The organism is Streptomyces sp. NPDC088197 (assembly GCF_044741185.1).
GTDB lineage: Bacteria > Actinomycetota > Actinomycetes > Streptomycetales > Streptomycetaceae > Actinacidiphila.
This window is the reverse complement of sequence record NZ_JBIUSD010000011.1, coordinates 1-13,389: the sequence shown is the minus strand read 5'-3', so window position 1 is coordinate 13,389 and position 13,389 is coordinate 1. Positions and strand designations below refer to the sequence as shown.

General features: G+C 73.7%; 15 protein-coding genes. 9 read left to right on the top strand and 6 right to left on the bottom strand.

Annotated features, from left to right (window positions below; genetic code table 11):
* The first annotated feature begins 36 nt into the window (after positions 1-36).
* The 3 genes from ACIOC1_RS24680 to ACIOC1_RS24670 all read left to right on the top strand — a co-directional run bounded on the left by ACIOC1_RS24680 (position 37) and on the right by ACIOC1_RS24670 (position 1,996).
* The gene (locus tag ACIOC1_RS24680; protein ID WP_401856476.1) at positions 37-861 is read left to right on the top strand and encodes an ECF transporter S component; all 825 of its coding nucleotides are present in this window, start codon (positions 37-39) and stop codon (positions 859-861) included.
* Between the two features lie 79 nt (positions 862-940).
* Entirely contained in the window at positions 941-1,234 is a 294-nt protein-coding gene (locus tag ACIOC1_RS24675) for a DUF1905 domain-containing protein (protein ID WP_355341469.1), read from the top strand.
* 126 nt (positions 1,235-1,360) lie between these two features.
* Positions 1,361-1,996 carry a DUF1345 domain-containing protein gene (locus ACIOC1_RS24670; RefSeq protein WP_401856370.1) on the top strand — a complete coding sequence of 212 codons (636 nt, stop codon included), beginning with the start codon at positions 1,361-1,363 and terminating at the stop codon, positions 1,994-1,996.
* A gap of 161 nt (positions 1,997-2,157) precedes the next feature.
* Here the strand turns inward: ACIOC1_RS24670 and ACIOC1_RS24665 are convergent, their stop codons facing one another.
* Together ACIOC1_RS24665 and ACIOC1_RS24660 are read right to left on the bottom strand one after the other, a co-directional pair.
* A complete protein-coding gene (locus tag ACIOC1_RS24665) occupies positions 2,158-3,993 on the bottom strand; it encodes a serine/threonine-protein kinase (protein ID WP_401856369.1) in 1,836 nt (611 codons plus the stop codon).
* Positions 3,994-4,837: 844 nt separating this feature from the next.
* On the bottom strand, positions 4,838-5,260 hold the full coding sequence (locus ACIOC1_RS24660; RefSeq protein ID WP_401856368.1) for a MerR family transcriptional regulator: 423 nt from the start codon (positions 5,258-5,260) through the stop codon (positions 4,838-4,840).
* Positions 5,261-5,360: 100 nt separating this feature from the next.
* On the opposite strand from ACIOC1_RS24660, the gene ACIOC1_RS24655 reads away from it, so the two are divergent.
* Positions 5,361-5,816: a hypothetical protein gene (locus ACIOC1_RS24655; RefSeq protein ID WP_401718894.1), complete on the top strand. Its 456-nt coding sequence runs from the start codon at positions 5,361-5,363 to the stop codon at positions 5,814-5,816.
* Positions 5,817-5,873: 57 nt separating this feature from the next.
* Here ACIOC1_RS24655 and ACIOC1_RS24650 read toward each other — a convergent pair whose 3' ends face one another.
* Positions 5,874-6,599 (bottom strand): TetR/AcrR family transcriptional regulator, encoded by a 726-nt coding sequence (locus ACIOC1_RS24650; protein ID WP_401856367.1) that lies wholly within the window; start codon positions 6,597-6,599, stop codon positions 5,874-5,876.
* 190 nt (positions 6,600-6,789) lie between these two features.
* On the opposite strand from ACIOC1_RS24650, the gene ACIOC1_RS24645 reads away from it, so the two are divergent.
* Positions 6,790-7,665, top strand: a complete 876-nt coding sequence (locus tag ACIOC1_RS24645; protein WP_401856366.1) for an SDR family oxidoreductase — start codon at positions 6,790-6,792, stop codon at positions 7,663-7,665.
* A gap of 24 nt (positions 7,666-7,689) precedes the next feature.
* On the opposite strand, the gene ACIOC1_RS24640 is transcribed toward ACIOC1_RS24645, so the two are convergent.
* Entirely contained in the window at positions 7,690-8,565 is an 876-nt protein-coding gene (locus ACIOC1_RS24640) for an alpha/beta fold hydrolase (RefSeq protein WP_401856365.1), read from the bottom strand.
* 105 nt (positions 8,566-8,670) lie between these two features.
* Here ACIOC1_RS24640 and ACIOC1_RS24635 point away from each other — a divergent pair, with 105 nt between their 5' ends.
* The 4 genes from ACIOC1_RS24635 (at position 8,671) to ACIOC1_RS24620 (ending at position 11,714) form a co-directional block, all read left to right on the top strand.
* Complete coding sequence (locus ACIOC1_RS24635; protein WP_355341493.1) at positions 8,671-8,871, top strand: hypothetical protein; 201 nt, start codon at positions 8,671-8,673, stop codon at positions 8,869-8,871.
* 162 nt (positions 8,872-9,033) lie between these two features.
* The gene (locus tag ACIOC1_RS24630; RefSeq protein ID WP_401856364.1) at positions 9,034-10,032 is read left to right on the top strand and encodes a hypothetical protein; all 999 of its coding nucleotides are present in this window, start codon (positions 9,034-9,036) and stop codon (positions 10,030-10,032) included.
* A gap of 133 nt (positions 10,033-10,165) precedes the next feature.
* Entirely contained in the window at positions 10,166-10,726 is a 561-nt protein-coding gene (locus ACIOC1_RS24625) for a GNAT family N-acetyltransferase (RefSeq protein WP_401856363.1), read from the top strand.
* Between the two features lie 127 nt (positions 10,727-10,853).
* The gene (locus ACIOC1_RS24620; protein ID WP_401856362.1) at positions 10,854-11,714 is read left to right on the top strand and encodes an aminoglycoside adenylyltransferase domain-containing protein; all 861 of its coding nucleotides are present in this window, start codon (positions 10,854-10,856) and stop codon (positions 11,712-11,714) included.
* 408 nt (positions 11,715-12,122) lie between these two features.
* Here ACIOC1_RS24620 and ACIOC1_RS24615 read toward each other — a convergent pair whose 3' ends face one another.
* Positions 12,123-12,539 (bottom strand): hypothetical protein, encoded by a 417-nt coding sequence (locus tag ACIOC1_RS24615; RefSeq protein WP_401856361.1) that lies wholly within the window; start codon positions 12,537-12,539, stop codon positions 12,123-12,125.
* Positions 12,540-12,610: 71 nt separating this feature from the next.
* A complete protein-coding gene (locus ACIOC1_RS24610) occupies positions 12,611-13,138 on the bottom strand; it encodes an NUDIX hydrolase family protein (RefSeq protein WP_355341772.1) in 528 nt (175 codons plus the stop codon).
* Positions 13,139-13,389: the final 251 nt, after the last annotated feature.

Here is a 13,389-nt window from a genome sequence, read left to right as displayed (position 1 = left end):
GCCGGGCGTTGGACGGGCCGTACCACCGCCGTCCGGATGCACGCGACGGCCGTCGTCACCATCGTCCTGGCCGCCTTCATCGGCCTGGTCGCCTTCTTCTGGCCCTTCGTCGTCGCCCCCGGCCGCTTCGGCACCTCCTACGCGCCGCCGCTGATCTTCGGCGTCCTGCTGATCCTCGTCCTGGCCGTGGTCTTCGCCCAGATCGCCGACGGCGGCATCGACGCCAAGGCCCTGGCCATGCTCGGCGTGCTGTCCGCCGTCAACGCCGCCCTGCGCCCGCTCGGCGCGGGCACCGCGGGCGTCGAGACCGTCTTCTTCGTCCTCGTGCTCGCGGGCCGCGTCTTCGGCCCCGGCTTCGGCTTCACCCTCGGCTGCACGTCCCTCTTCGCGTCCGCGCTGCTCACCGGCGGTGTCGGACCCTGGATGCCGTACCAGATGTTCGGCTGCGCCTTCGTCGGGATGCTCGCCGGGCTCCTCCCGCGCGCCCGCGGCAAGGCCGAGATCCTGATGCTCGCGGCCTACGGCTCGGCGTCCGGCTACCTCTTCGGCTTCCTGCTCAACCTCTCCTTCTGGCCCTTCTCGCTCGACCCCGGCAGCTCCATCGCCTACCTGCCGGGCCTGCCCTTCACCGAGCAGTGGCACCGCTACCTGGCCTTCGACGTGGCGACCTCCCTCGGCTGGGACACCGGCCGCGCGGTCACCAACTTCGTCGCCATCCTGCTGGCCGGCCCCGCCGCCCTCATCACCTTCCGCCGCGCCGCCCGCCGCGCCAACTTCACCGCCCCCATCCACTTCGCCCCGCCCGCCCCGCCCCCTCCGCCCGCTGGGTCCGCTCCTGGCGCGGGCGCGGACGAGACGTAACCCGTACTGGTCTAGCCTGGCTGTCCCCGACGGACGCGCGGGACGCGGGACGTAGGACGTGGGAGAAGGGGCTGAGGGCGTGGAGCTGGTGTTCGCGGGGCGGGTCGTGGAGTGGCGCGGACCGGCGCCGTACTACTTCGTGCCCGTGCCGGAGGAGGAGTCCGCGGACATCCGCGAGGTGGCGACGACGGCCTCGTACGGGTGGGGGGTGATCCCGGTGCTGGCCCGGATCGGCGGCACCGATTTCGCGACCTCGCTCTTTCCCAAGGACGGCGGCTATCTGCTGCCGCTCAAGAACGCCGTGCGCAAACCGGAGGGGCTTTCCGAGGGGGACGACGTGACGGTGGAGATGACCGTCCGCCTCGACACGTAGGGAAGGCGATCCCGTGCCGATTCCCTGGACCGATTCCCCGGACCCATTCCCCGGCGCCGATCCGGCACGGCACTTTTGCGCGGCCATTGCCGTGCCGACAGCGGTGAACCACTAGCGTTACGGCCTGTGAGTACGAGTATCCGGTTTTCGCCGTCCGCGGCTCCGCGCCTTGCCGGTTCGGTCGCCTTCGGGGCGGTGGTCGGGGCGTGCGTGGGGTCGTCGACCGACACGCCGCTGGGAATTCTCTCGGCCATCGCGGCCACCGAGTCGTTCTTCGTCGTGGTCGGCTGGTGCGTGCTGTGGCCGATGGACGCCGCCGCGACCCGCCGCAATTCGCGGCGCGAGGACCTGCGACCGCTCGCCGAGGAGATCGTGGTCGTCGCGGTCGCGCTCTGCGGCCTCATCGGCATCGTCGTGTTCCTGCTCGGCAACTCCGACACCGCCCACGCCGCGACCGCGCTCATCGGCGTCTTCATGGCCTGGGCCGCACTGCATCTGATGTACGCGGCACGGTACGCGTATCTGTATTACGAGGAGTCCGAGGGCGGGATCGATTTCAACTCCGAGGACGAGGCCCCGGCCTACCGCGATTTCTTCTACTTCAGCTACAACCTCGGCATGACCTACCAGGTCTCCGACACCGACGTCTCCAGTTCGACGATCCGCGCGGTCGTCCTGCGGCACACACTGCTGTCGTATCTGTTCGGTACGAGCATTCTCGCGACCGCCATCAACCTCGTCGCCGGAATCTTCACGCGGTGAGCGCACGGCACTTGCCCTGGCGCCTGTCCTGAAGCCTGCCTGACGCCTGCAACGTCCTGAGACCTGCGCTGTCCTGATCCTGCGCTGTCCTGGCGCCCGCACTGACACGTGTCCGGCACCGCGCGACGCCTTCCGCGCGGTGCCGGACACGTACCGGAGGGTCAGCGGCAGCCCACTCCGTAGGTGCCGTTGCCGGAGTCGGCGGCCGGGTCGCTGGAGACGGACAGCCCGACGTACGGGTGATCGCGGTCCGGGGTGAACGTGTACCGGTCCGTGAAGGTGTAGCTCTGCGCGCCCTTGGGGAACTGGGCGGTCTGCCGGGCCAGCGTGACGGCGCCCTGCGGCTTGCCCGTGGCGCTGTGCCACCACGTCAGGTGCAAGGTGCCCGCCTCGGTGCCGTCGTAGGTCACGTACACCGTGGCGGTCGCCGTGCGGCGCTTGCCGGTCGGACAGTCGAAACCGGTGACGGCGATGGACGCCACGTGCGGCCCGGCCGCGGGCTTCCCGGTCGTCGTCGGGTCGGCCGAAGGGGTGGTCGGCGCGGTGGTGGGCGGCGTGCTCGGCGTGCCGGTGGGCGTGCTCGACACGGTCCTGCTGGGCGTGACCGCCGTCGTCGGTGTGCCGGTCGGCGAGACGTTGACCGTGGGCGACGCCGACAGGCTGACGGTGGGGGACGGGTTGGCGGGCGCGGTGGTCGGCGTCGTGGCGGTCAGCGACGTGACGGCGGTCGGCGTCGGGCCCGCCACGGGGGTGTCGTCGCTCTTGTTGCCGGTCGCCACCGCCGTGACGGTCACCGCGCCCGCGATGATCACGGCCGCCGCGACGACGGCGAGGACCTTCGCGCGTCGGCTGAAGCGGGGTGCGGGAGCCTCGGGGCCGCCCGCGGGGGCGTGGTGGGGCGCGTGCTTGGGCGGTACGGGCGGCGCGCCAGCCCCGGACGCGGCGGACGCGGCCACGGCGACCGGTACGGCGGCGGCCTGCGGCTGCTGGGCCGCTTCCGCCGCCGCATCGCCGGACGGCGCCGCCAACAGGACGACCAGCGCGGCGAGTTCACCGCGCCCGCGCTCCTCCCAGTCCTCGCCGTAGGCGGCGACGGCGACCGTCTCGACCTCGGCGGCGAACTCGGCCGCGCTCTGCGGCCGTTCCGCCGGGTTCTTCGCCAACCCGCGTGCGAGCAGCGGCCGTACGGGCTCCGGGGCCTGCTCGGCCGGGACCGGCGCCTCGGCGTGCTGGGCCGCCGGTTCCGCCGCCGTGGCACCCGCGTACGGCGGCGCGCCGGTGAGGCTCTGGTGGAAGACGGCCGTCGCCGCGTAGACGTCGGAGGCCGCGGTCGCCGGTGCGCCCGCCCACCGTTCGGGGGCGCTGTAGGGGGTGCCGGGGGGTACGGCGTCCGGCTCGGCGTTCGCCTCCGGCTGATCCGGGGCGGGAGCCGCCGGTTCGGCGTCGGTGAGCTGGACCGTGCCTTCGGGGGTGAGCAGGACGTTCTCGGGCGCGATGTCGCCGTGGGCGCCACCGGCCTCGTGGGCTGCGGCGAGCGCGACCAGCGAGCCCTTGAGGACGACGAGCGCCGCCTCGGGCGCGAGCGCGCCCTTCTCCTGGAGGAGAGCGACAAGTCCGGTGCTGCTGACCGGATTCGACGTCCCCGCCGCGGGCTCCTGGGGCTCCGGGGCCTCGGCCACGGCCTGGGACGGCGCCGCCTTCGAAGCGGCCGGTGCCGTCTTCCGCCCCTTCGCCGGGGGCCTGGTCCCCGCCGCCTTCTTCGCCGCGCCCGCGGGCGGGGCCGCCGCCGCGGTCTTCCGTGTCTGCGCCGTCTTGGCCGCGGTTCTCGCGGGTGCCTTCGCGGGCGCCTTCGCCGGAGTCCCGGCCGGTGCCTTGGCCGCCGTCTTCGCGGTCTTGGCGGCCTTCACGGCGGGCTTCTCCGCCACCTGCTTCTGCGCCGCCTTCGCCGCCGCGGCTGCCATGGGGGCGGCCTCGGGCTGTTTCTGAGGCTCCGTCACCTTGCTTGCGGTGGCGGGTACTTCGGCCGCCACGGTCTTCTCGGCGGGCTTTGCGGCAGCGCGCTTCGGCGCGGCCTTCGTGGGCTTCGCGGGCTTTGGCGCCGCCTTGGACGGGGCGGCTTCCTGAGCGCCGCCCTCGGGCTGCGCGTCCGCCACCGTCTCCGTGTCCCCTGCCGTGCCCCCTGCCGTGTCCGCTGGCGTCTCCGCTTCCGCCCGGGCGGGAGCCTGGGCGCGCTTACGGGGCTGCGCCGCAGCCTTCCGCGCCCGGGCCATGGGCCTCGGGCCCGGCTGCCGCTGTCCGGCCGGCTTGCCGTCCCCGGCCGTCGCGCCGTCCTCGCCGGGTATGCCCGTGCCGTTGTCGTCGTCCACCTGATTCCGCCCCTCGCGCTGCCCCTTGAGGAGGAGCCGCTCTGCGCGGCACCTCGACGCCCTGTTCCGTACTCGGATTTCCCACCGCCAGCCGGGCCGATCTGCCGGGGGTCACGGCTGTCCGCCCGAACTGCCCCTTCCACGGGAGGGCCGAGCGCCGAAGACGCCGACAGGGGACCGGGGTTCGCCCGGGAACCGTGGAGGAGGTGCCGTGAGGATCAAGAGGGTACTGGTGGCCGGGCACCAAGGGGAGATCGGGGCGGCCCTCATCCCGCCCCCGCACCCCCCTTTGCCGGACAGCCAGGGGCATATGCCTCGCCGATTCCCCGCCTACGCGTGTCCCCCGATGCGGACGGTACGCACGGGGCGGCGGCGATGACGGCGCGGGCGCGGAACAGACGCTCGTCGCGGCCGGGTTGGGCCCTGCCGCCGTATCGGCACCGGCACCGGCACCGGCACCGTGTCACTCGGTCCTTCAGACGACTGGCCGGATGGCGTGAGCCAGGGGGCGGGCCGTCACGCGCGTGGCACCGTCGCCGTCCGGTTCGACCGCCCGGAGGGGGCACCCTGTGCCGACGCGGTCGGTGAGTTCGGCGCGCAGGGTGGCGAGTTCGGCCATGCGGGCGTCGAGGAGGCGGATCTTCTCCTCGAACAGCGCGGAGAGCGCTACGGCGGGGTCCGGCGCCGCGCGCAACTCCTCGCTGGTCCTGGCGATTTCGGCCAGGGAGAATCCGAGCGTCTGCGCGGTGCGGACGTAGTGCAGCCAGGCCACCGACTCGGGCGGGAAGTCGCGGTAGCCGTTGGTGAGGCGTCGGCCCGTGACGAGGCCGACCTTCTCGTAGAACCGGATCGCGTCCCTGGTCATCCCGGTCTGAGCGGCCAGCTCTCCGATACGCATGCCGCGTCTCCCCCCTCGGCCGATGAGCTTGACCTTGGACCGTACTCCACTGTTTAGCGTGAGGCCGTCGCTGAGCCCCCCAACCGGCCGGAGCCTCCCCGTGATCCGTTTCCACGCCCCCGCACGCCCCGCCTATCTCCGCGTCGTACGCGCGAGTGCCTGGTACGACCTCGCGGTCACCGTGGGGTTCGTCACACCGTGGACCTACGCGCGGGTGCACGACGCGCTGTCCTCGGCGGGCGACGCGCTCGGCTGGGGCGTCCTGCCCGAACTCGACGTGTGGCAGACCCTGTTCGCGAATCTGATGGGCTCTGTGGTGGTCGTCTGGGCCGCCCTCCGCATCGTACGGACCCTGCCCGAACACGGCCTGCTCGACGGCGTCGCGCGCACCCTGTTCTCCGCGTGGATGGCGTACGCGCTGGCCCAAGGCGCCTCGCGGATCCTGTGGCTGTTCCTCGCCGCCGAGGCCACCTGGGGAATCGTCCAACTCACGCCCTGGCTGCGCCCCGCCGTCGACCACCGGACCGCCCGACCGGAACACTCAGGGCTGGGTTGATCGCCAGCCGCCAGCCGCCAGCCACGGCGGGCCTTCGGGGCGCGGACGGCCTACGGCCTACGGCTGCGGCTTCGCGGTGGCGATGCGGTCGAGCCAGTCGCGCAGGAGGGCTTGTTCGGTGGCGGTGAGGGCGGAGGTCCGGGGGAGGACGGCGCGCAGGGCCACGGCGGCGGTGACGGGACCGGAGGCGGGGTCGGTGGCGGCCGGGGCGTCGGTGGTGATCGCGGCGATGACCGCTTCGCGGGCCAGGGCGGCCAGTTCCGGGTCGCGGCGGTCGGGCGGCAGGGAGATCAGCGTGTTGGTGATGCCCTGGCCCGCGGCCTGGACGAGCAGCGAGGCGCGTTCCTCGCTCACGCGCAGTCGGCCCGCCTCGGCGATCCGGCGGATGTGCCCGGCCAGCACCGCCACGCCCGCGACCTCGGCGGGCGTCGGAAGCACCGAGCCCCTGGTCCGCTCGTACATGACCTGGTAGAGCGCCGGGTTGGCGAGGCCGAAGCCGACGTGCAGGTCCCAGCCGGTCCGCAGGTCCGCCACCGGGTCCGCGCCGGGCTCCAGGTCCGTCTTGCTGGCCAGGTAGGCCGCGAAGCCGTCGGCCGCGACCGCGTCGAGCAGACCCTGCTTGTCGCCGAAGAGCCGGTAGATCGTCGGTGCCTGCACTCCGGCCGCCGCGCCCACCGCCCGGGTCGACACGGCCTCCCGGCCGCCCTCGGCGAGCAGCTTGGCGGTGGCGGCGAGGATGCGCTCGCGCGGACTGTCCTCAGGGGCGATGTCTCCGACGCTCATGGTGTCGACGGTAACAGGAATCGCGTTAGCGGTGATTCAGTATCGGTGCTAGCGTGTAGGTCGTTAGCGGTGATTCGGCGCTGCTTGTGCCGCCACCGGTACGGCGACATCTATCGGCATGTCGATCTGTCGACCGCGCGTCGCCCGTGCGCCGAGGCCGCGCAAACCCTCACCCACCTGGAGACACCTCATGATCATCGTCACCGGAGCCACCGGAAAACTCGGCCGGGCCGTCGTCGACCGGCTGCTCACCCGCGTCCCCGCCGAGGAGATCGGCGTCAGCGTCCGCGACCCCGACAAGGCGCGGGACCTGGCGGAGAAGGGCGTCCGCGTACGGCGGGGCGACTTCACGGACCCGGCGACCCTCGCGCACGCCTTCGAGGGCGCCGCGCAGGTGCTGATCGTCTCGGCCGACGTCACCGGAGAGCCCGCCCTCGCCATGCACCACGCCGCGATCGACGGAGCCAAAACAGCCGGGGCCGGCCGCATCCTCTACACCAGCCACATGGGCGCGAGCCCGACCTCCCTCTTCGCGCCCATGCCCGACCACGCCGCCACCGAGGCGGCGCTGCGCGACTCGGGCGTGCCGTGGACCTCCCTGCGCAACGGCTACTACGCCAGCTCGGCGATCATGCTGCTCGGCGCCGCCGTGCGTACGGGCGAGCTGGCCGCGCCGGAGGACGGCCCCATCTCCTGGACGGCCCACGCCGACCTCGCCGAGGCCACCGCGCGCGTGCTGACCGCCGACGACCGGTCCGTACGCCCGTCGGGTCCGACCGCGCCGCTCACCGGCTCCGAAGCGCTCGATCTCGCCGACGTCGCGGAGACCGCCGCCGAACTGTCCGGGCGCCCGGTCAAGCGCGTCGTCATCGGCGACGACGAGTACCGGGACCTCCTCGTCGGGCACGGCGCCTCACCCGCGCAGGCGGAACTGCTCCTCGGGATGTTCGCGGCCGGCAGGCAGGGCGAGTTCACCGCGGTCGACCCGGCGCTCGCCACCTTGATCGGCCGCCCGCCGACGCCGTTCAGGGACGTACTCGACGAGGCGATCACGTCCGCTGCCTGACGGCCGCCTTCGGCCGCGTGCTCGTCAGCGCAGGAAGGCCGCCACGGTCGACACGAAACGCGCCGGGTCGTCGAGCCAGGGGAAGTGACCGGCGGCGGGCTGGACGGCCGACTCGGCGCGCGGGAACAGACCGGCGACCTCGGCCGCGGCGGAGGGCGGGGTGTTGAGGTCGACCTCCCCGGCCAGTACGAGGACGGGGGAGGTGAAACGCGCCAGGGCCGCGCGGGTGGCGGCCGGGTCGAAGGCGCCCTCGGAACCGAAGACCTCCCCGGCTTCCGCGTTCCTGCGCGCCTCGCCCGCGTCCCGGTGCGCGCGGGCCGCGTCGTCCCAACGCCCGTAGAAGAAGGGGTCGACGGCCCGGAACGTCCCGGCGTCGCCCTTGCCCGCGACGACCGCCTCCAGCGCGGCGAAAGCGGCCGGGAACCACGGCTCGCCCTCGCGCAGCAGCGCCGTCCCGCGCCGCGTGTCCCCGGTGACCGGGACATCGACCGCCCGGACGCTCGGCGTGATCAGCGCGAGCCGCCCGACGCGTTCGGGATGCCGGGCGACATACAGCACGGCCAGATTCGTACCGGCGGAGTGCCCGAGCAGATCCGCCCGGTCAAGGCCCAGATGGACGCGGAGGGCTTCCACGTCGTCCACGAGCCGGTCGCAGCGGTAGGAGCCGGTGTCCTGGGGGACCGCCGAGCCGCCGGTGCCCCGCGGGTCCAGCAGGATCAACCGCCGGTGCGCGGCGAGACCGCCGAGATCCCCGAGATACGCGCTGTCCTGCATCGGACCCCCGGGCAGGCAGATCAGCGGCGGCCCCTCGCCGAGAGCGTGGTACGCGAGCCGGGTCCCGTCGGGCGCGGTGAAAGAACTCGTGGCGGCCGTGGCGGTCGCGGTGGAGTCGGCGGTCATGGCGACGACTGTGGCAGCGGCCTCGGGACGGGGGCAACCGGGTTCCGGCGGCGGCCGTCCGCCGGGGAGCGGGAGCGTCGTACCCCGCGAGCAGCGTCGGTCGGCGTGGATCTCGACGCCGTACGCACCTTCGTCGCCGTCAGCGACGCGGGAAGGTTCCAGCAGGCCGCGACGGACCCGCACTCGCTGGTCCGGCGCGCCGACAACCCGCATCCGCCGGTGGCGCGGGCGCGGTCCGCGGGTCCCGGACTGGGGCCGCGCCGTGCCGGACCGGCCGGGGACGCCGTACGTCCAGGGGCCGGATGAGCCGTGCGGGCCGCACCGGGCGAGGAGCGTGCGAGGGCGGCCACCGTACCGGCGACGTACCGGCGAGGGACGGGCCACGTACCGGCGAGAGGCGGCCACCGTACCGGCGGGAGGCGGCCACCGGACCGGCGACGATCGGGCGCCCGGCGTATTCTGCGTCGTATGTCCTGGACCAGCCTCTTGAGGGTGCGCCGCGCGGAGGGGGAGACCTTCCTGCTGCGCCGCAAGCGGGTCCCCGGCATCGACCTGTCCTACGGTGACGCGCGGCTCGCCGAGATCCGGGCGGCGGCGCGCGAGGGCGTCGAGCAGTGGCCGCTGATCCGCGCGCGACTGGCCGCCGCGACGGACGGCGAGGACCTGACCTTCCTGCTGGAGGGCGTGCAGAGCGTCGCCGGGGTGGAGCGGTGGATCGGCGACGTGATCGCCGCCGAGCCGGACGACGCGCTGCCGCTGCTGGTCTCCGGCGCCCGGCATGTCGCCTGGGCCTGGCACGCCCGTACGGGTTTCGCGGCGCGATACGTGTCGGACGAGCAGTGGGAGCTCTTCCGGACCCGGCTGACCGTCGCCGAGGACCACCTGCTGGAGGCGGCCGAGCGCGAGCCGACCTGGGCGGCGCCCTGGTACTTCCTCCAGATCACCGGGCGCGGTCTCGGCGTCGGATCCGATGTCGCGGAGCGCCGCTTCGCGGCGACCTGCCGCCGCTCGCCCGGCCATGTCGCCGCCCACCGGCAGCACGTGCAGCAGCTCTGCCCGAAGTGGGGCGGCTCGTGGGCCCGGACGCACGCCTTCGCCCGCGAGTCGATGCTGGCGGCCCCCGCCGGTAGCCCGATGGGCCACCTCGTCGCCCAGGCCCACCTGGAGGAGTGGCTGGCACTCGGCGGCGACGCGGAGTCGCCGTATCTGGCCGACGCCGACGTGGTCCGCGCCGTGAACGAGGCCGCCGCGCGCTCGGTCTACCACCCGGACTTCGTACGCCGCCGGGACTGGCCGCTGGCCTTCAACACCTTCGCGATGACCTTCGCGCTCGCCGGGGACCTCCGCCTCGCGCGTCCGCTGTTCCAGGTCCTCGGGGACCGGGCCACCGAGATGCCCTGGATCTACCTGGACGGCCAGTCGCCCCTGGTCCCGTTCCTCGCCTGGCGCGCCCGCGCCGACCGCTGACCCCGTACGTCCGAAGGGGTACGGACCCGCTCCGGGCGAAAACCGCTGGTCGCGGCGGCTCCCTTTGCGGTAGGTCTGCGGGGGCGCGTGCCGTGGAGCGGCGCCGCTGTGCGATGCCGACGTGGAGGACGAGATGTTCGCGATTTCCCTGGGAGACGACGCCGAGCTGCGCCCGCTGGAGCCGTGGCGGGCCGAGGAGTTCCTGGCCCACATGGACCGCGGGCGCGAGTACGTCGGACAGCACATCGGCCTGGCCGACGCCACCGCCGACCTGGACTCGGCGCGGAACTGGCTCCAGTCGTACGCCGACAAGACGGCGGCCGACGCGGGCCGCCTCTACGGCATCTGGCTCGACGGACTGCTCGTCGGCGGTGTCCTGTTCAAGGTCTTCGACGCGGCGGCGGGCAACTGCGAGGTGGGCTGCTGGCTCGAACCGGCCGCCGCCGGACGGGGGTTGGTCACGCGGGCGGCCCGCGTCATCATCGACTGGGCGGTGTACGAACGCGGTATCCACCGGGTGGAGTGGATGGTGTCGCCCAAGAACACGCCGAGCGTCAACGTCGCGAAGCGGCTCGGCATGACCCGCGAAGGACTGCTGCGCGCCACCTACCTCTACCGGGGCGTACGGCAGGACGCCGAGGTCTGGTCGATCCTCGCACCGGAGTGGCGCGCCGCCGGGCGGGACGCCCGCTGACCGACCGCCCGACCGATCGACCGCCCGCTGACCGACCGCCTGCTGACCGCCCGCCCGCCGTCCTCGTACCGGACGCCGGGCCGGCAGCGCACCGCGGCCCCAGGGGCGCCCGTGGCAGACTCCCCGAATGCTCCATCCCGACGCCGCCCGCCTCACCCGCCGCTATCTGTCCGTCGCCGACCGGCTGCTGCCGGGCCGGATCACCCACTTCTACGTGGTCGGCTCGGCCGCGCTCGGGGCGTGGCGCGCGGGCGGCAGCGACATCGACGTCGTCGTGGCGGTGGACGGCGGCTTCACGGCGGGGGACCTCCGGCGGCTGCGGGTGCTGCACCCGGTCGGCAACGCCACCCCCGTCGTACGGGCGCTGCTGCGGGCGCGGGTGACGGTCCCCGGCACGGTGAACGCGGTCTACGTGTCGGCCGCCGACCTCCGCCGACCGGTGACGGCCATCCGCCCGCTGGCCTCGCACACCGGGAACTCCTTCGCGCGCGGCCGTGCCTTCGACGTCAACCCTGTGGTGTGGAAGGTGCTGCGTGAACGCGGCATCCCGCTGCGCGGCCCGGCCCCCGGCACCCTCGGGCTCGACCCGGAACCGGAACGCCTGCGCGCGTGGAATCTGGAAAATCTGCACGGCTACTGGCACCCCTGGGCCGAGAAGGCGCTGGCCGGGAAGACGCCCGGCAAGCCGCTGGTCGCGGCGCGCTCGGCGGGACGCTCGCTCACCACCTGGGGCGCGCTCGGGGTGTCCCGGCTGCACCGCACGGTCGCCACCGGGGACATCGTCTCCAAGGAGGGCGCGGGGGAGTACGCCCTGGACACCTTCGCGCCGTGCTGGCACCCGCTGATCCGCACGGCCCTCGCCCATCGCCGCGCGGAGCCGCTTCCGGCCGGGCTCGCCCGCGACCCGGACCTCGCCGACCGGGCGCGGCGGCTCCGGCTGACCGGCGCGTTCGTCATGGAAGTGATCGCGGACGCCGACCGGCTCTGAGGACCGCCGCCGCCCCAGCAGCCGTTCAGCGGGCGCCCCCCCGCCCGCTCCGGGGGGCCGTCACGACCCGGAATCCCGGCACGACCGGCCGTTGGCCCGTGCCGCGCCCTGCCGCCGTACAGGCGACCCCTGTCACCTGTCAGAAGCGGCAGGCACGGGCCCGCTCCTACCTCGGCGCCGTGGCCCCCAGGCGCTGGCGCAAGCACACGGCCAAGCGGCGGCCAGCGGCCGGTCGCACCCGTACACCGACACCTACGCCACGGGCACAGCCGCCGATACGACGTCCCGTACGGCCTCCGGTGCGACGTCCGGTACGGTCTCCGGTGCGCGGACTGCGTACACCGACCTCGACCGGCTGGTGCGGACTGTGAACGTGCCCGGCGGCCCGGTCAGCAAATTGACGGACTGTCAGGGGCGTTCCAGGGTGATGGAGTTGACCGGGCCGAGGTCGTAGTGCCAGGCGCCGCCCGCCACCAGGTCGTCGACGACCTGGCCGGTGCCGTTGTAGCCCGTCCACAGCCTCGCCCGGGCGCCCCCGGACTGGTTGTTGAGCACGTCGTGCCACCCGTACTGATTGCTCAGGTTGTGGGCGCCGTAGCTCCAGTACACGAAGCTGGGGTGGTCGTTGCCCCAGTCCGTGTCGTTCGGGTAGACGCAGACGGCGCCGTACGGGCAGCCGTGGACCGTGCCGCCCGCCGCGTCGGCCCGCACCGCGCCGACCGTGCCGACGGCCGCCACCGAAAGTGCCAGCGCCGCCACGCCCCGCATGACCTTGCCCATGTCGCTCTCCCTCTCCTCGCGGAACCGGCCCTTCGAGGCCGCCACCAGCACCGTAGGAAAGGGGAACGGCCCGCCGCTCCTGACAGATGACAGGGCGGCGGGCCGGGACCGGACCGTCAGGACAGGCAGCCGACGCTCGCCAGGGCCTGCCGGAGCAGGACACCGCGACCGCCCGGCATCTCCTGCTGGAGCTGCGGCGAGGACGCCTCCTGCGGGGTGAACCACACCAGGTCGAGCGCGTCCTGGCGCGGGCGGCAGTCGCCCGCGACCGGTACGACGTAGGCGAGGGACACCGCGTGCTGCCGGGGGTCGTGGTACGCGGTGACCCCCTCGGTCGGGAAGTACTCGGCGACGGTGAACGGCTGCGGGGAGGCCGGGATCCGGGGCAGCGCCACCGGGCCGAGGTCCTTCTCCAGATGCCGCAGCAGCGCGTCGCGGACCCGCTCGTGGTGCAGCACCCGGCCCGACACCAGCGTGCGGCTGATCGTCCCGTCGGGCCCGATGCGCAGCAGCAGCCCGATGTGGGTGACTTCCCCGCTGTCGTCCACCCGCACCGGCACGGCGTCGACATACAGGATCGGCATACGTGCGCGCGTCAGCTCCAGTTCGTCGGGAGCCAGCCAGCCGGGCGTGGTTTCGGTCATGTCAGCCATCCGCTGATCGTACGTCGCCACCCGCCCGCGCACAGGCCCGGGAGCCGAACCGGACCCGCGCGGTCCGCTGTCCGGACCTGCGCGGTTGCCGGGCCCGCCGCGATCCGCCGCCCTAGCTGTATTGATCACGAGCGTTGTTGACATGTCCCGGTGCTTGATCATGGCGAAGACCTCCGGTGTGGTGGAGCTGTCTAGGACTGCACCGCACGGAGGTCTTCGTGTCCCACCGTAATGCCCGGCTG